We start from the raw sequence: 16,412 nt of genomic DNA, 5'->3' as shown, positions 1-16,412 counted from the left end.
GGCATCAGTACCGTGCGCGGCGCTGAATGCTTTCGCTGCATCATTCCACAGCAGAGAGTCATCACCGAGACTGTCAACAGCGTCAGTCAGGTTGGTGATGTTGGTGGTGTTCGTGGCGATATTGGTGGTGTTGGCTGCCACGGCATCGTTAGTGGTTTTGAGCTGAGAGCCGTTAACCGCGTCAGTGCTGCCAGCCGTCAGGTCACCGTCTTTGACGTTAGTGATTTTGCTGGTGGCATCAGTACCGTGCGCGGCACTGAATGCCCCCGCAGTAGCGTTCCACAGCAGAGAGTCATCACCGAGACTGTCAACAGCGTCAGTCAGGTTGGTGATGTTGGTGGTGTTCGTGGCGATATTGGTGGTGTTGGCTGCCACGGCATCGTTAGTGTTTTTGAGCTGAGAGCCGTTTACCGCGTCAGTGCTGCCAGCCGTCAGGTCACCGTCTTTGACGTTGGTGATTTTGCTGGTGGCATCGGTACCGTGAGCGGCGCTGAATGCGGTGCCATTCCACAGCAGGGCATCGTCTTTAAGGTCGCCAACGGAATCAGTCAGGTTGGTGATATTGGTGGTGTTGGTCGCTACGTTATCGTTGGTGGTTTTCAGCTGAGAGCCGTTAATGGCGTCTTTACTGGTAGCCGAAATATCGCCATCTTTTACATTGATGATTTTGTTTTCTGCTACGGTACTGGCAATCGTTCCATCAGCATTTTTAACAATATAACTGGCGCTGAAAGCCCCTTTAGCTGAGTCCCAGTGCAGAGTTTCATTGTCAAGGTACTGGAGTGCTTCACCAACGTTATTGAAATCCCTTTTCTTCAGTTTATAAGACATCCCCTTTATTGTTCCGTTACTGGCTACATCTGCTCCGCCTCCCAGCCTGTCTGCTACCGACCGACTAATGGCGTAAAGTTGTGAACCGTTAATGGCTTCTTTACTGTCTGTTGAGATTTCACCTGCCGCCATATTGACGATGCGACGCTGTGCTGACCCTGAGCCGACCGACACAACGTTGTCTTCATCTGCAGTAGAGCTTGCACCAATCGCGACGGAATTATTCCCTCCTGCAGAAGATGAACTTCCCAATGCAAGACTGTTTGATCCAACCGCAGAACTTCCTGTACCGATCGCAATAGCATTTGCGGTTGATGCGCTGCTGTTCTGGCCTAATGCAATGGTGTTTGTGTTTGATGCTTGCGCATTTTGCCCCAAGGCAAGAGCACTTGCGCCAGCAGCCGCTGCTGTATATCCCAGGGCAACAGAACCTTCACCTGTTGAATCACTGTTTGCACCTAATGCAAGACTGTTTTTGCCTCGAGCTTTCGCTTTAGTACCTACAGCCGTCGCATTTTCAGCGGCTTCGCTTTCAGCACCAATCGTAATGGCGTTCGCTGCACTGGCAAGTGATTGTCTACCTAATGCGAGGCTGTCTACGCCAGCAGCAGCACTGTTGCGGCCTACTGCAATCGCGTTAGCCGCAGATGCGGCGCTACTTGCACCCAGCGCCATTGAATATTCTTTTGACGCATTGGCATTATCACCGAGGGCGATGCTCATAATTTCGTAAGCTTTAGCCGTATTTCCTAACGCAATAGTTTTTTCACCATCGGCAAGGGAGGAGTCCCCAACAGCAAGAGATGTAAAACCGTTCGTCTTTGCGTAACGACCAAGAGCCATCGAACGATCGCCAGTTGCTGTTGAAGATGCACCCAGCGCGACACTTCTGTCACCTAATGCTTTTGCACTAACCCCAAACGCCATGGATGCTCCACCACTTGCGAGGGTTTTTGACCCGATGGCAGAGCTGTACTCACCTTCGGCTATCGCGTCATAACCTAAAGCTGTACTCGCGCCACTTGTGTTTATAAAGGTATTTGCTTTTGAACCTTTACCGATAGCAACCCAGCCGTCACCTGCTGAGCCATCGCCATAATCAGTTGGCTGCCCAGTGTAATTATCTGCACTTGCCCCAAACGACGACAACAGCCCACCCGCAACCAGCGCAGAAATTAACAGCTTACTGCGTCCGCTCTTTTTGCCACGGCTCTTCGCCGTTTCGCTGGCAACGCTGTAACTGCCCGTCGCTGGATTCCAGATAACTTTAAAAATTTTGTTCATTATTGATGCTCTCTATTCCTTGATATAAGCGCAGAAGCTGCATTTATTTTTTGTTTTTTCGCTGCCGAGTTTCAGCAGATTGAACAGTGTCGAACTGGAGATTTGCCATATTGATGGACAACTTCAGATACTTCAGGTTATTAGGCGAAACGCCTTTTAATGTCAGATTAATGTCTTGCCATTGACCAGGCATTAATTGCAGAGTGGAATTCATGGTGGTGTTGAAAAGTAATTGTTGCCACTTCGCCAGAGCTTTGGCATCGGTGGGTCTTTCATTGCCCCATGTCGCATGAAAGCCAATATTTGATACGGGAACGCTTAATAGATTGACTAGTGAAATACGAATAACGCTGCCGTTTTCAACCGCATCAATAGCCAGCACCCGACCTGCCAAACCGACAGAACCGTTATTTAGAATGAAGTATTGTGTTTGTGCCGGGTTAAATTCTGTAAAGACAAATTCGTCCTGTTTGTCTTTAACCGCTTTCACCACGCCAGCGAGCGTCTTGGTACTATTTATGATAGTAGTTTGTTGTTTTTCAAAATGTTCTATCTTTCGCTTATCGAGTTCCTGTTGTTTCTCAAGCGCCTCAATTTTGCTTTTTTGCAACTCTTGCTGTGTAACGAGGTCGTCGACCTTACTCGCTTTTTCAATATAGTCACACCCTGCCAATAAGCAGAGAGGCACTATTATTAACACGCTTAACAGTGTTTTCTTTAGGTTCATAGGATGAATTCCTTTTCATAATCCCGATACAGTTGATAATTACGGCACAATCATTTTTTTTATGAATGATTAGAGTGGAGCATATCCGACAAATAAATTTGTTAGAGAATTTTTGTATTAATTGGTTGTGCGAATATGTTATTAAGTGTCAAACAATTTCGGTTTGTAGCCAATAATATTAATCGCGCGGATTTTAATGATCGGTGTCAATCAATGTCAAATGTTTCACCGGATAAAGGCCCAGGGCAGGGAAAGGTAAATATTCAGTTGAGTGATGTTTTATTGCGAAGTTTGCGATGCTGATAGAAAAATTTAAATAATTAATTATGTTTCAAGCATTGATATGCGGCAATTCATTGTTAATATTGATACATCATTCTTTAATTTGTACCGGATTTTCAGAATTTAGCCTGCTCCGAGCGCTCAGAAGTGTAGGTGGAGTTGAATATATAATGTTAAGAACGTTATAAATATTCGATCGCTAAAACAGGCCCCTGCATGTGCCAGCAGGAGCGAGTAAATCGTGAGTGGCTGTAATTACAGCGACGAGAAAGGAACTTAAAACGCAGTCTTAGAGAACCCTGTCATCTCTTGTAGGCCCATTTCGCGGCCCAGCGCGGTCATTGGGTGCACAACGACCAGTCCGCGAACGCTCTTCTTCAGTTTGCCCATATCAGCTTGCTCTTTTTTAGTAATCGCGCGCTGGAACGGCATCTTCATCAGCTTCTGTGCTTCCTTACTGAGTTTCTGGCTGTGAACTTCGCGCAGGCGAGCAATTTCTGCTTCCAGAGTGGCTTTCTCTTTTTCCAGTTCAGCATATTTGTCTGCGGCTTCAACCAGCGACAGATCGGCCTGCTGGTGGCGGATGGCGTCCAGACGATCGCTGAGACGTTTGATTTCGTTTTTTTCGACTTCTTTCATGTGATGGCTTCTGATAAAGATAAATTTATAGCCCCTAGTATGCGCGACCAGGTGCTTTGTTCACAACTGATGACATTGCAATAGTTCTATAACGTAAACATTAACATGCTTAAAAACTACGCAATTTATTGATTAATTAAGAAATTTAAAGAAAAAAGATAGTTAATAGAAACGGATGATTATTGAGGATTGAGCACGTTTTCCTTAATGTCATTTATACCGGGATCTAAACTAAAATTGGCGGCCGCGCATTCCCGGCGCGGGGTAATACGGAGATATCATCATGGGCAAATTAGGTGAAAACGTTCCGCTTCTTATCGATAAAGCCGTAGATTTCATGGCATCGAGCCAGGCGTTCCGGGAGTATCTGAAAAAACTACCTCCCCGTAACGCGATTCCGTCCGGAATACCTGATGAAAGCGTGCCGTTATATCTACAACGTCTGGAGTATTATCGTCGGCTTTATCGGCCGAAGCAGGTAGAGGGGCAGTAAGCAGACGTTGCTTACTTTTGGAAGGCTTTTTTTAAGCTGATTTTGGAAATCAGCTCTGTCAGTGAAAGGACCATTGTTGATCGCACAGCCTGTTGGTAACGCTGAATTTGCATTGCATACAAACTGGAGTCTGCAGGTTCAAACTGTGGCGGCGGTGGTAACGCCGCCACGCAATGCAGTTCACCAAAGGGTCCAAGGATTTCGTCGTCGGTAAACGCGTACTCGTTGCCGTCGTGATTTAGCTCTTCACGCAATGCCATCAGCAGTTCCGCATCTTCGTATTCCTGGCGGTTAATGACGCCCAACCCGTAAATGAGTTTTAAACGCACAGAAAGATCGCCCAGCGGACCGTCGCCGTCGAGTAACGGTTCTACAGCATACTTCACCGCGTAATCGTCTTTGCGGAATACCTGAAGCACCAGAAGATTTACCGCCTCGGTCAAAAGCTCGACGGCGGTGATCAGAAAGCTTCGCACGGTTTTGCCAGCATTCAGACGCTCAAGCACACGGTTTTCAAAGGCCTGGGTTTGTTCCATTGTTGCCTGCATATCTGACAATCTGTTATTCGGGCGCAGGGTATCCTGCGCCTGGTCCACCATTATTGCATTGCTTTATAAGCGGTTACCGCCTCGGATACAACCTCGCTGTTGGCATCAAGACCGGAAATCTGTGCCAGCGCCGCCTGCGGACCTTTGTCAGCGATCAGTGCTGCCAGTTCCTGAGCCTGCGGATCATCTTCACTGCGGAAGTGCATTGCAGCGGCAATACCTTCAATCAGGTTTTTATGTGGCAGACCATATTCCAGCGTTCCGAGCAGTGGCTTGATCAGACGGTCGCCAGCACTCAGTTTACGCAGCGGCTGACGGCCTACGCGCTCTACATCATCTTTCAGATACGGGTTCTCGAAACGACCGAGGATTTTCCGGATGTACGCCGCATGTTTGTCTGCGTCAAAGCCGTAGCGCTTGATCAATACTGCACCACTTTCTTCCATCGCACCTTTTACCACCGCGCGGATTTTCTCGTCGAGAATAGCGTCACGAATGGTCTGATGACCGGCCAGTTTTCCGAGGTACGCGGTTATAGCATGACCTGTATTCAGGGTGAAGAGTTTACGTTCGACAAATGCCATCAGGTTGTCGGTTAACTCCATTCCTGGGATGTTCGGCAGCGCGCCTTTGAACTGGGTTTTATCAACAATCCATTCGCTGAATGTTTCTACCGTCACTTCCAGCGGATCGTTGGTTGCAGAAGCCGAAGGCGGCACGATGCGGTCAACGGCGGAATCGACAAAGCCAACGTGTTCTTCTACCCACGCTTTGGCATCTTCCGGCAGGGCGTTCATCACATGGCCTTTCAGCTGCGTGGTGCCGCGTACCATGTTTTCACAGGCGATAATGTTCAGCGGGGATTCATTACCTTGTTCTTTACGTTTCACCAGCCCTTTGGCGATTGCCGGAGCAATACGTTCCAGCACAACCGGACCAACGGCGGTAGTGACTAAATCAACCTGAGCAATCAGATCAACGACATCATCACCAATGCTGCTGACGGCATTGACGCCGGAAACGGTATCTACCTGCTCGGTTTCACCGACCACATGAACCTGATAGCTATGACGGGCATTCAGGGCATCAAGTACCACCTGATTGACATCGGCAAACGTCAGTTGGATACCCGCGTCTGCCAGCAGTTTACCGATAAAGCCACGACCGATATTACCTGCGCCAAAATGTAATGCTTTCATAGTATTAACCTTCATCAATGTTTTTACCCGAGAGGGCTGGGGTGAGGCTTTTCCCTCACCCAAACCCTCTCCGTGAGGAGAGGGTAGGATTGGATTACTTACGACCTGCCAGCAGTTCCAGCACTTCATCCACGCTGGTGGTGTGTGCCAGACGCTCGATGACGGATTCATCATCCAGTGCATTGGTCAGGCTGGTGATAACCTGAATGTGCTCGTTGTTACGGGCAGCAATACCAATCACCAGACGGGCAATGTCATCTTCTTCTTCACCGAAGCGCACGCCTTCCGGGTACTGGCAGAACACCACGCCCGTTTTCAGTACGCGATCTTTCGCTTCAACCGTACCGTGTGGCACCGCGATAGACTCACCCAGATAAGTCGGGGTCAGTTTTTCACGATCCAGCATCGCCTGAACGTATTCCGGCTCAACGTAACCGCCTTTCACCAGTTGCTCGCCAGCAAAACGAATCGCTTCTTCTTTGGTGGCCGCTTTGCGACCGAGGAAGATGTTCTCCGCGCCTAGCTTGAACAGGTTAGCATTGGAATCGTCAAAGCTGTCTTTCAGACTGTCTTTCACTTTCACTTCGTTTTCAGTATGGCGCTGGGCAGCAACCAGACGTTCGGTCAGGCTGGTGTACAAGCCGCTGTCGAGGAAGTTGGTCAGCGAAATATGCTGTGCCTGCGGAACCTGGCGCATAGCGCGTTCGGTCAGGTCACGGTGAGTGATGACCAGGTCCACATCTGGCGGCAGGTTGTTGATCGCGCTGTTAGTAACAGAAATCTGCGACAGACCTGCATCCTGAATTTTCTTACGCAGCACGCCTGCGCCCATTGCACTGGAACCCATACCGGCATCACAGGCAACGATGATTTTACGTACGTGGCTCAGGTCGTTAGTCACATCGCCCGCAGACAGCGGAGACGCACCTTTAGACTCAGCTTTCATGTCCTGCATACGACGAGTTGCTGCTTCAATATCATCTTCTTCTTTCACTTTGCTGGTTTTCAGCAAAATAGCAGAGACAACGAAGGAGACAGCCATCGCCGCACACACACCCGCGATGTTAGCGAAATAAGCACCTTTTGGTGTCATCGCCAGTACAGCAAGGATAGAACCCGGAGATGCCGGAGAAACCAGACCACCGCCCAGGATAGTCAGCGTGAACACGCCAGTCATACCACCGAGGATAACGGCCAGAATCAGACGCGGATTCATCAGCACATACGGGAAGTAGATTTCGTGGATACCGCCCAGGAAGTGGATGATTGCCGCACCGCCCGCAGACTGTTTAGCGCTACCACGACCAAAGAACATGTACGCCAGCAGCACGCCCATACCCGGACCTGGGTTAGCTTCAATCAGGAAGAAGATGGATTTACCCAGTTCATGGGACTGCTGAATACCCAGCGGCGAGAAGATACCGTGGTTAATGGCGTTGTTGAGGAACAGGATTTTCGCCGGTTCAACAAAGATAGACGCCAGCGGCAGCATGTCATGGACAACCATGAAGTTAACGCCCGCAGCCAGCATTTTGGACAGGGCTTCAACAATCGGGCCAATGCCGAGGAATGCCAGAATAGCGAGGATCATCCCGATGATGCCTGCGGAGAAGTTATTCACCAGCATCTCAAAACCGGATTTGATCTTACCGTCTACCCAGCGGTCGAAGTGCTTAATGCACCAGCCGCCCAGCGGACCTGCAATCATAGAACCAAGGAACATTGGCATATCTGCGCCGACGATAACGCCCATGGTGGTGATGGCACCGACTACACCGCCACGTTCGCCGCCTACCAGCTTACCACCGGTATAACCGATCAGCAGCGGCAGGAGATAAGTGATCATTGGCCCGACCAGCTTCGCCAGCGTTTCGTTCGGTAACCACCCTGTTGGAATAAATAACGCGGTGATGATACCCCACGCGATAAACGCGCCGATATTTGGCATCACCATGTTGCTGAGGAAACGACCAAAGCTTTGCACTTTGATCTTAATATCGGATGACATAAAAACACCCCTTCTTATGTTTGCTGTCGCGCAGGCTGGAAGCCCGAGGTTTTTTGTTAATGTGGCGGCAGAGGTAGCCGGACCTTGTAGATACTGCGAAATCTGGCACTGAATCGGTTAACTGTCCAGTCGACGGCCTTTTGTGTGATATCAGTCACATAAATATAGGGGGTAGAGAGGTAATTGACGTGATGCTCATCACAAAACGACTGTGTAAAAAAGCAACAAGGCGGCGATTTTCGCTAAAAATGGCATTTAAATGTGAGTAATGTCACATTTTTGTTTTGTTAGTTTGTTGAATCTTTGTGATCTGAATCACAAGATATTTTCTTACGGCGTTCACCTGATGTGATCTGCAGCATGTTATGCCTTCGTCATAAAATCGTTATGTAACTAAGCAACTCATCACCTCTAAAAATTATTCTTTGGTGTTATGGCGAGAATCGCGAACCCGAATTATTGTCAAAATATCAGCCTGACTCCCTTCTGGCTGCCAGCCAAAAAACAACACCGATAAACGTGAATCCGAGGCAGATATGTTTCTAAACTATTTCGCGTTGGGAGTGCTGATCTTCGTCTTTCTGGTGATTTTTTATGGAATCATCGCGATACATGACATCCCTTATCTGATTGCCAAAAAGCGCAACCATCCCCATGCCGACGCTATTCATACGGCGGGCTGGGTGAGCCTGTTTACTCTGCATGTTATCTGGCCGTTTCTGTGGATCTGGGCGACGCTCTATCAACCGGAGCGTGGCTGGGGTATGCAGTCACATGTTGCGTCGCAGGAGAAAGCGGCTGACCCGGAAATCGCCGCACTTTCTGACCGAATTTCCCGGCTGGAGCATCAACTCGCCGCCGAGAAAAAGACTGACTATTCCACGTTCCCGGAGATCTAAATATGGATCTATTGATTGTTTTAACTTACGTGGCGCTGGCGTGGGCGGTCTTTAAAATCTTCCGCATTCCGGTAAATCAGTGGACGCTGGCGACGGCGGCGCTGGGAGGCGTGTTTCTGGTGAGTGGTTTGATTTTGTTGATGAACTACAACCACCCTTACACTTTTACCGCGCAAAAGGCAGTGATTGCGATCCCCATCACGCCACAGGTGACGGGAATTGTTACTGAAGTCACTGACAAGAATAATCAGCTTATTCAAAAGGGCGAGGTGCTTTTTAAGCTCGACCCGGTTCGTTACCAGGCGCGAGTTGACAGACTTCAGGCTGACCTGATGACGGCGACGCATAATATAAAGACGCTGCGCGCGCAGCTCACTGAAGCGCAGGCCAACACCACCCAGGTTTCAGCGGAGCGCGACCGTCTGTTTAATAATTATCAACGTTATCTGAAAGGCAGCCAGGCGGCGGTGAATCCGTTCTCGGAACGTGACATCGACGATGCGCGGCAAAATTTCCTCGCGCAGGATGCGCTGGTGAAAGGCTCGGTGGCGGAGCAGGCGCAGATCCAGAGCCAGCTCGATAGTATGGTTAACGGCGAGCAATCGCAGATTGTGAGCTTAAGAGCGCAACTTACTGAAGCAAAATATAACCTTGAGCAGACTGTCATTCGCGCGCCGAGCAATGGCTACGTTACTCAGGTACTGATCCGCCCAGGTACATACGCAGCTGCCTTGCCGTTGCGTCCGGTGATGGTTTTCATCCCCGAGCAAAAACGGCAAATTGTCGCCCAATTTCGGCAAAACTCGCTGTTACGTCTGAAACCCGGCGATGATGCGGAAGTGGTGTTTAACGCGCTACCTGGGCAGGTGTTCCACGGCAAACTGACCAGTATTTTACCTGTCGTGCCAGGCGGTTCTTATCAGGCGCAGGGGGTATTGCAATCATTAACGGTCGTGCCCGGCACGGACGGTGTGCTGGGAACCATTGAACTGGACCCTAACGCTGATATCGATGCCTTACCCGACGGCATCTACGCCCAGGTGGCAGTTTACTCCGACCATTTCAGCCATGTTTCGGTGATGCGGAAGGTGCTGCTGAGAATGACCAGTTGGATGCATTATCTTTATTTGGATCATTGAGTAGGGAAGGGGGAGATTATGGAACTTTGCTCCCTGTAAGGACTAATTATTTTTGCATATTACTTCATTGGCTGCGATGATTTTTCGTTAATATCCATTATGTTAAGAAGTTCGGGATGAGTGTGAACTCATTGGATTTTTTATCCGTCTTGATCTGCCGAAGGATCAGACCATACATTGTCGAGATCGCAATGATGATATGAGTTGTTCCTCTGCCACGGCTCTAATCAAAAAAGAGCAGGAGTGCTTTTCCATCTATTGCGATGATGGCTTTATTATCTGAAGGATGACAGTCACATTTAAAAATATTTAATTTATAGATCACAATGTAGGTTCATGTAATATATGTATACAACTATTTTTCTCTTCACTTTTAATTATCGTATTCATTATAACACTAAGTTAAAAAACTCCTGGAGAGTGAGTCATTAATATATTTTTAAATATAATTAAGTTATTATTCATCGATGCATTTTATAGAATCATCAATGGCTACAATAGTACTATTAACTCTCCAATTTATATTTTTATTATCATTGCAAATATTAACTGAATCTATATCAATGATTTTTTTATTTTTATCTTTTATTTACAGTTTCAATGCAATCAGCGACAAGTTGGTGTGGATTTAGATTCTTCAGATATGGTCTTATGATCTTTCCCTTGCTTAATAAATAGCATGTATAGGATTCGGAAAGTCCAGCATCTATTTTGTACATCATTATTCTAGATAAGGATGTGAGAAATGCCTTGTTATCATTAGCAGCCATATATGCCAGTCCGAGTTCAGCCTCTGCGGCTTTACATGAAAAATAGCTAAGTGAACACGCTTTTCGTCCCTCTTGGGTACTGGCTGATATTAGTGCCCATAATATTGCCTTGTCTGCCAAATCCAACTCTCTCTGAAATTGGTTTACAGTAACTGCATTCGCAGAAATAGAGAAAAAAAGCACAATTGTTAATAACCTTGCCATATTTCTAGTCCGTCACTGTTAATGTGCTATCTGGCTCTGAAAATATTAGCTCATTTAATTTTTGCATGTCATTAGATGAACCAGTTATACAACCCTCGGAACAGAATCGAGGTCCTAAAGATGGACCAAAAGCGTTTAAACAACTATGTGTTAAAAATCCATCACGATTATACGTTTCTGTATTTGCTGACGGTACTAAACGTATACCATTAGGTTTTCTATTAGTTGCTCCAGGACCATTAACATTCCAGCTCCATACCCCTGGAGGTATTGGGCCTCTATTTTGTAAGTGTGTACAACCAGGATTATTTTTACATTGCATATTATTACCATTATTACCAGAGGCGACTGAAATAGTAAGCACACCATAAGAATTATCATCACTTGGCGTATCTGAAACGCATGAAAGCATACCTAAAGTTATGCTGTATAAACAGGTCGCTAATCCCAACGGGTCAATATCAGTTATCGGATTCAACGGATACTGATAAAAATTCCATCCCCCCTTCAGTCCAATCGGATCCTGAGTGATATACCGCCCCTGCAGCTGGTGCGGGTTCTCTTCATTCAGCAGGTTGCCCCACTCATCGTATTCTGCGCACCATTCTGTTGCCCCTTCCGTGCTGATAAGCACCAGCGGCAGGCCGCGATGGTCGCAGTGGTACAGGTGGATTTTTCGCGCCGGCGTGTACACCGGGTCCATCTGGTTTTGCATCTGCGCCACCGTCAGGCCGCACGATGCCAGCCAGCGTCGGCTTTCCTCACTCACCCGGTCAGCCAGGATTTCACTTTCCAGCCGGTCGAGCATCTGCACCGTGCCGGCGGGAATACCTCACTGTGCATAGGCAACTCACGCTATGAACGCTTCAGCTTATCAATAACGGAAGTTATAATTTCATTGTCATCAAACTTGTACAACATAGTATCTAAAACAGGAAGTAGCGTTTTATCACCTAATTCACCCGCAGCTTCAATGATATCATCATAAACAGTATTTTTTTTTAACTCATCGCATAAAACAGATAAAACCCTTTTATCTTTTCTGTAGGAAAGTCCGATTATTGCTTCAATACGGACTTCCTCATTTTTATCCTGAAGCATCTCCACAAAATAATCCCTAATATCACTATTATCATATTTATTGATATTTATTGCAAATGCGGCCCAGTTTCTGACATCTCCATTTGGATCTTTTAACAGATTAATCAATAGTGGAATTGTTTCTTTATCATTGATAACAGAAATAGCAAATGCCGTAGCACGTCTGACATTAGCCGATTTATCAAAAGCAGTAATTTGAGATTGTTCTACTATTTTAGGTGAATAAATTGGGTTTTTCTTGCATCGCTGAGCAGTTGACTCGATTGCTGTAGCTCGAACGCAAGCACTTTTATCATTCAGTGCCATCTTTTTTAAAATATTAAAAACGCTATCTTCGCATTTTTTGCAAACTTTTATTTGCCCGAGTATAAATGCTCCTATATCTCTACGGATATAATTTTTGTCAGCGCAGAATTCAATTGCCAATCTAACAGCGTCTTGCCCACCTCTTAGCTGCAATACTCTGGCAGATGAAATCCTTTTCAATGAATTGCGATTATCAAGTAAGCGAAATAATTCATCATCATTTAGTTTCTTACATTGATTGTATAAACCATACTCTTTACTTGCCTTTCTTTTCTGGTATGTATTCGACATTGCAGGAACCTCCATAAAGACTATCTTTTTCTATCGTTTGACTGTCTGGAGTCCTCCACCTACTCTGCCATCAGCACACACGATGTTTGTTTATCCTTACATACTTATTTTCCGTGGCCAAAATTTAGAATTCTCCCGTCATTTTTGCCTATTTCTATAATAAAAACCCTACCAGCAATTTGGTCTGATTCAATGGTGCCTTCAACAATCCAACTTGTTGGTAATTCCATGATTTTGTATGGTTTTTTTTCTTCTTCGGCATCATGTCCATAACGATTTTTAACATACATCTCAGCTAATTCCAATGCTATAGCTTTATTTTTGACCAAATTTCTAACGGTGTATTTCCCCTCACTTTCATACTTGCGCATTATAATAATATTATTACACTGCGCCCATGTGTTGTATGTAAAAATAAAGATACAATCACATAGGTTCTGAATAATATTTTCTTATACGTTGTCATGTATTTTGCAAACATTAGGCAATCCTTTTCCATTTATTATATCTTTCCCATGATTATCTATTGCTTTAAAATTTTCACCTATTGACCTTGAATTACTACAATCACTTCCAGTGAAATCTGAGTTATTCAGAATAGCATTCATCAGAGCCGCATTGCGAAAGACAGCATTTCTAGTTGATGTATGTTGAATCATTACATTTCTTAAATGAGTTTTTTCAAATTTCGCCCCATCAAGACAATAACCATTGAGGGTGGCACGATGTAGATTCATCCCGCTAAAATCATATCCAGCAAGAGTGGTACTATCTATCTCAAGAAATTTATTGGTTATTAAAAATGCGATTCTTATCATCTGTTCCTCCAATCATCTAACTCCCGAAAAATTTGAAAACCAGAACCTCGCTTAGGCCTGTGTCCATACTACGTGGGTAGGATTATTCTACGTACTACGCTGTTGTCCCTTACGTGCTGATAAGCGCCAGCGGCAGGTTATTCGGTTTGCGTCGTTGAGTTCACTACACTAAAACTCCGTGCCCATATAACCCAAGTCGGAGGCATGCCTTCCTCTGGTTCGTTCCATCTAAAATGTCTATACATAACATGGTTATTCAATTATTTTTTCTTTGAGTTTATTCTCAATCCAGCTGTCTTTATACCTGATGAAAATTTGACATTCACCAATATTATCAATGTCACCAACATTTGTGTTTCGAATTTGACCAACAGCAACTATAGTTGATTCAAAATATTCAACATTGACATTATCTGTAATTATTGAAATTATATAATCATCTGGAATAGAGCCATTAGGAGTTATATTGAAGAAACTAACATCTGAAAATACCAAATAACCATCTTCTAAGTCTTCATTATCATAAAAATTCCATTCTGTTGTACCATAGGCTATCCTTGAGATTAAATTAACCTGAATTCTAATTTGTTTACTCCATAAATCAAATTCAATTTTTTATTGCTCGATCACCAAGATATATTCTATCAAACATATTACCCCCCTATTCTAAAAATACTCAGGCATTCCGCACATTATATCAGCCTCATCTTGATTGCTTCCCGTTTCCCAATACGGCGGCGCGGGGAGTCATAAAGGTAAGAAATTTCCAGCAGTACGGCGTCCTATTGTTCACGGCGGTAATGCACCAGCCAGTATTGGCTATCGTAGTGATAACCGTGTAACCTGCCGCCGCATCGCGTATCTAATGTTCATTCTTTTCCATAAACCGTCCGTACACATTGTGATAGTAAAAATACAATACATCTTCGCTGATGCGGTTATTCTGCTGCATGTGGGAAGCGCCGAATACTGCTCCCGGTATGGCCAGTAATTACTATTTAGTACGACGTTAGGGGGAGTCACTTAATCTCACAGATACTTCAAGTAACAGATGAAAATCGCTCCTGAAATGAAAAAGAAATTTTTTTGAATGTGTTCCTGTCAAATCAAGTGGTTTTTTCGTCGATATGTAGAGTCATATTGTACACAAAATAGTTACGAAACACACCTTGGTAAAATATTTGAATCGTCTGAACAGTGGATTATTTTGTGTATTACATCCAACGCTTGCCCATCTTTTTTCGCTATTAGTATTGTAAAATTTCCTCCTAACGTCTTCGGTTGTTTTCCCTCGATTTTCCAACAATTATTGTCATCTGTAATACTATATGGTTTCTGAAATTCTGCTTTTTCTTTCCCGTATATATATTTAATATAAACATATGATAATTCCAAAGCCATTTCACGACTATTTACTAAAATTTCCGCTGAATTTTCTTTTCCAAATACTGAGTGTGATATTGTAAACAATATCATAATAAGTAATATTAGTGAGTTTCTCATGCTCTACACCTATCGAATCTCAAAAGTTGTGGGTAAAACATTACATTCAGAATATATGATATTCTTACCATCGGAATCCATTTTTCCAAATCGACCTTCTGGTGTTCCTGGATACCCATTAAGAACATATTTTTTCGAATAGTTAATTTATTTTCTCAGGAAGAGATTTTATTTTTCTTCACTACGAAGCAGTTCATGCTGTACTTTTGTTAAACATTCGTAAGACTCATCTTTGTTCGGGAGATGTGCTGTCATTCGAGCATAAGTTGGCTTCTCATCTTTAAAATATTTAACCATGATTGAATTATCAAGGACTGCCAACAACTGAGCTGGATCACTGCTCTTTTTTTGATAGATACCCGCTCTTATATAACTTCTAAACCGATCGCCGAGAAACGCCGTTTTTTCTGCTGTATTTAGCAACTCCTGCAACGTTCCTTTGGTTGCATGATTTTCATTAAGGCGTAGTGATCCGACGCGAATTAAGAGTCTCGCCCCGCTTGGTGTGAATTTGTTATTTTTACATATACCAAGCTCTGTTTGCCAATAATACTCACCTATGTCCTCATTCTGATACCATCTCCACATGGTTTTATTATTTAAGACAGGAAACGCGGAAAAAATAGTACCCTTAGTGAAAATGGTAAAGCAATCTTGATCTTTAGCTTGTGTTTCGCAATTAGCTATAACACCAAAACTAACGAATATCATCAGCAAAAAGAACAAAGCTCTTTTCATTTTCTTATTCCTCTCGATGTTCTCTGTTTCATTTTAGCTAAAATTTCACCCAAATCATCTATCCCTGCTGTTGCTGGCCCATCGGGTTTATTAATGTCTGGGAATAAATAGGGTTCTGCACAAGTATATCCTGGTGGTAATTGAGTTGTTGGCCAAGTTGTCTGTGGCAGGTAATCACTTGCTGTCTTTGTCTCCATCCCTGGATACTGGGGATCATCCTGCGGCGTACAAGTCAGATTGGGTTTTACCCACTTCCTGCAATACAGTGTGTAATCGTAAGGACTTAATGCTCTGAAGAATGTTTTGAAAACATTAGGCGCACTACTGGCCTGGTCAATAGGATATGGCAGTCTTAATTGTTTCGCTATGTCTGGCAACTTACTTGGATCGGGCGTAGGCGGTTTGTTGGGTCTCGCTCCATATCCGCCATTATTTAAGTGTCCATATTTAGATGCCAGTCCCATTGAATCTATATACTGAACCGGATTTAACGGATACTGATAAAAATTCCATCCCCCCTTCAGCCCAATCGGATCCTGAGTGATATACCGCCCCTGCAGCGGGTCATAATAGCGGTGGCGGTTGTAATACAGGCCTGACTCCTCATCATACTGCTGACCCGGCAGGCGGAT

General features: G+C 44.9%; 15 protein-coding genes and 5 pseudogenes. 3 read left to right on the top strand and 17 right to left on the bottom strand.

All coding sequences use genetic code 11. From position 1 onward, the window contains the following. The 3 genes from ACJHXB_RS24200 to ACJHXB_RS24190 all read right to left on the bottom strand — a co-directional run. Positions 1–2,115: ESPR-type extended signal peptide-containing protein (locus ACJHXB_RS24200; RefSeq protein ID WP_410233545.1), on the bottom strand; the 2,115-nt coding region annotated here is incomplete at its 3' end. 43 nt (positions 2,116–2,158) lie between these two features. After that, positions 2,159–2,842, bottom strand: coding sequence for a DUF3251 domain-containing protein (locus tag ACJHXB_RS24195; protein WP_001049677.1), 684 nt, complete (start codon positions 2,840–2,842; stop codon positions 2,159–2,161). Between the two features lie 558 nt (positions 2,843–3,400). After that, complete coding sequence (locus ACJHXB_RS24190; protein ID WP_000665680.1) at positions 3,401–3,763, bottom strand: YibL family ribosome-associated protein; 363 nt, start codon at positions 3,761–3,763, stop codon at positions 3,401–3,403. Positions 3,764–4,046: 283 nt separating this feature from the next. Here ACJHXB_RS24190 and yibT point away from each other — a divergent pair, with 283 nt between their 5' ends. After that, a complete protein-coding gene (yibT, locus tag ACJHXB_RS24185) occupies positions 4,047–4,256 on the top strand; it encodes a protein YibT (RefSeq protein ID WP_000517100.1) in 210 nt (69 codons plus the stop codon). 11 nt (positions 4,257–4,267) lie between these two features. On the opposite strand, the gene mtlR is transcribed toward yibT, so the two are convergent. The 3 genes from mtlR to mtlA all read right to left on the bottom strand — a co-directional run bounded on the left by mtlR (position 4,268) and on the right by mtlA (position 8,011). Then, the gene (mtlR, locus tag ACJHXB_RS24180) at positions 4,268–4,855 is read right to left on the bottom strand and encodes a mannitol operon repressor MtlR (protein ID WP_000228269.1); all 588 of its coding nucleotides are present in this window, start codon (positions 4,853–4,855) and stop codon (positions 4,268–4,270) included. Then, complete coding sequence (gene mtlD / locus ACJHXB_RS24175) at positions 4,855–6,003, bottom strand: mannitol-1-phosphate 5-dehydrogenase (RefSeq protein ID WP_000645425.1); 1,149 nt, start codon at positions 6,001–6,003, stop codon at positions 4,855–4,857. Before mtlD ends, mtlR begins: the two co-directional genes overlap by 1 nt. A gap of 94 nt (positions 6,004–6,097) precedes the next feature. Next, positions 6,098–8,011 carry a PTS mannitol transporter subunit IICBA gene (gene mtlA, locus ACJHXB_RS24170; protein ID WP_000093249.1) on the bottom strand — a complete coding sequence of 638 codons (1,914 nt, stop codon included), beginning with the start codon at positions 8,009–8,011 and terminating at the stop codon, positions 6,098–6,100. 536 nt (positions 8,012–8,547) lie between these two features. Here mtlA and ACJHXB_RS24165 point away from each other — a divergent pair. Then, positions 8,548–8,910 (top strand): DUF3302 domain-containing protein, encoded by a 363-nt coding sequence (locus ACJHXB_RS24165; RefSeq protein ID WP_000479620.1) that lies wholly within the window; start codon positions 8,548–8,550, stop codon positions 8,908–8,910. A gap of 2 nt (positions 8,911–8,912) precedes the next feature. Further along, a complete protein-coding gene (locus ACJHXB_RS24160; RefSeq protein WP_000364950.1) occupies positions 8,913–10,049 on the top strand; it encodes an HlyD family secretion protein in 1,137 nt (378 codons plus the stop codon). Positions 10,050–10,506: 457 nt separating this feature from the next. Here ACJHXB_RS24160 and ACJHXB_RS24155 read toward each other — a convergent pair. From ACJHXB_RS24155 to ACJHXB_RS24105, 11 genes and pseudogenes are all read right to left on the bottom strand, one after another. After that, positions 10,507–11,023, bottom strand: a pseudogene (locus tag ACJHXB_RS24155) (Imm57 family immunity protein). 4 nt (positions 11,024–11,027) lie between these two features. Further along, entirely contained in the window at positions 11,028–11,483 is a 456-nt protein-coding gene (locus ACJHXB_RS24150) for a tlde1 domain-containing protein (protein ID WP_371736995.1), read from the bottom strand. Continuing rightward, positions 11,460–11,860 (bottom strand): annotated as a pseudogene (locus ACJHXB_RS24145) (RHS domain-containing protein); the annotation flags it as partial. The pseudogene ACJHXB_RS24145 and the gene ACJHXB_RS24150, both read right to left, overlap by 24 nt. A gap of 18 nt (positions 11,861–11,878) precedes the next feature. After that, the gene (locus ACJHXB_RS24140) at positions 11,879–12,721 is read right to left on the bottom strand and encodes a HEAT repeat domain-containing protein (RefSeq protein ID WP_000072870.1); all 843 of its coding nucleotides are present in this window, start codon (positions 12,719–12,721) and stop codon (positions 11,879–11,881) included. 104 nt (positions 12,722–12,825) lie between these two features. Next, positions 12,826–13,202: pseudogene (locus ACJHXB_RS24135) on the bottom strand (NTF2 fold immunity protein). Further along, positions 13,174–13,260: pseudogene (locus tag ACJHXB_RS24130) on the bottom strand (pentapeptide repeat-containing protein); the annotation flags it as partial. The pseudogenes ACJHXB_RS24130 and ACJHXB_RS24135, both read right to left, overlap by 29 nt. A 39-nt stretch (positions 13,261–13,299) precedes the next feature. After that, positions 13,300–13,539 (bottom strand): annotated as a pseudogene (locus ACJHXB_RS24125) (pentapeptide repeat-containing protein); the annotation flags it as partial. A 252-nt stretch (positions 13,540–13,791) separates the two neighbouring features. Beyond that, a complete protein-coding gene (locus tag ACJHXB_RS24120; protein ID WP_231367441.1) occupies positions 13,792–14,094 on the bottom strand; it encodes a DUF6258 family protein in 303 nt (100 codons plus the stop codon). Between the two features lie 600 nt (positions 14,095–14,694). Further along, positions 14,695–15,042 (bottom strand): NTF2 fold immunity protein, encoded by a 348-nt coding sequence (locus tag ACJHXB_RS24115; protein ID WP_001246151.1) that lies wholly within the window; start codon positions 15,040–15,042, stop codon positions 14,695–14,697. A 168-nt stretch (positions 15,043–15,210) separates the two neighbouring features. Beyond that, a complete protein-coding gene (locus ACJHXB_RS24110; protein ID WP_000816740.1) occupies positions 15,211–15,780 on the bottom strand; it encodes a hypothetical protein in 570 nt (189 codons plus the stop codon). Then, positions 15,777–16,412: RHS repeat-associated core domain-containing protein (locus tag ACJHXB_RS24105; protein WP_059333206.1), on the bottom strand; the 636-nt coding region annotated here is incomplete at its 5' end. The genes ACJHXB_RS24105 and ACJHXB_RS24110, both read right to left, overlap by 4 nt.

This window comes from Escherichia sp. WS3227_2, from assembly GCF_046486495.1.
Lineage (GTDB): Bacteria > Pseudomonadota > Gammaproteobacteria > Enterobacterales > Enterobacteriaceae > Escherichia > Escherichia coli.
This window is presented reverse-complemented; position numbering and strand designations above follow the sequence as displayed.

What these genes read in the sequence shown, in the direction of transcription:
- mtlR (WP_000228269.1), bottom strand. Translation starts at nt 4,855, where the DNA reads ATGGTGGACCAGGCGCAGGATACCCTGCGCCCGAATAACAGATTGTCA.
- ACJHXB_RS24190 (WP_000665680.1), bottom strand. Translation starts at nt 3,763, where the DNA reads ATGAAAGAAGTCGAAAAAAACGAAATCAAACGTCTCAGCGATCGTCTG.
- ACJHXB_RS24115 (WP_001246151.1), bottom strand. Translation starts at nt 15,042, where the DNA reads ATGAGAAACTCACTAATATTACTTATTATGATATTGTTTACAATATCA.
- yibT (WP_000517100.1), top strand. Translation starts at nt 4,047, where the DNA reads ATGGGCAAATTAGGTGAAAACGTTCCGCTTCTTATCGATAAAGCCGTA.
- ACJHXB_RS24110 (WP_000816740.1), bottom strand. Translation starts at nt 15,780, where the DNA reads ATGAAAAGAGCTTTGTTCTTTTTGCTGATGATATTCGTTAGTTTTGGT.
- ACJHXB_RS24160 (WP_000364950.1), top strand. Translation starts at nt 8,913, where the DNA reads ATGGATCTATTGATTGTTTTAACTTACGTGGCGCTGGCGTGGGCGGTC.
- ACJHXB_RS24165 (WP_000479620.1), top strand. Translation starts at nt 8,548, where the DNA reads ATGTTTCTAAACTATTTCGCGTTGGGAGTGCTGATCTTCGTCTTTCTG.
- mtlD (WP_000645425.1), bottom strand. Translation starts at nt 6,003, where the DNA reads ATGAAAGCATTACATTTTGGCGCAGGTAATATCGGTCGTGGCTTTATC.
- ACJHXB_RS24140 (WP_000072870.1), bottom strand. Translation starts at nt 12,721, where the DNA reads ATGTCGAATACATACCAGAAAAGAAAGGCAAGTAAAGAGTATGGTTTA.
- ACJHXB_RS24195 (WP_001049677.1), bottom strand. Translation starts at nt 2,842, where the DNA reads ATGAACCTAAAGAAAACACTGTTAAGCGTGTTAATAATAGTGCCTCTC.
- mtlA (WP_000093249.1), bottom strand. Translation starts at nt 8,011, where the DNA reads ATGTCATCCGATATTAAGATCAAAGTGCAAAGCTTTGGTCGTTTCCTC.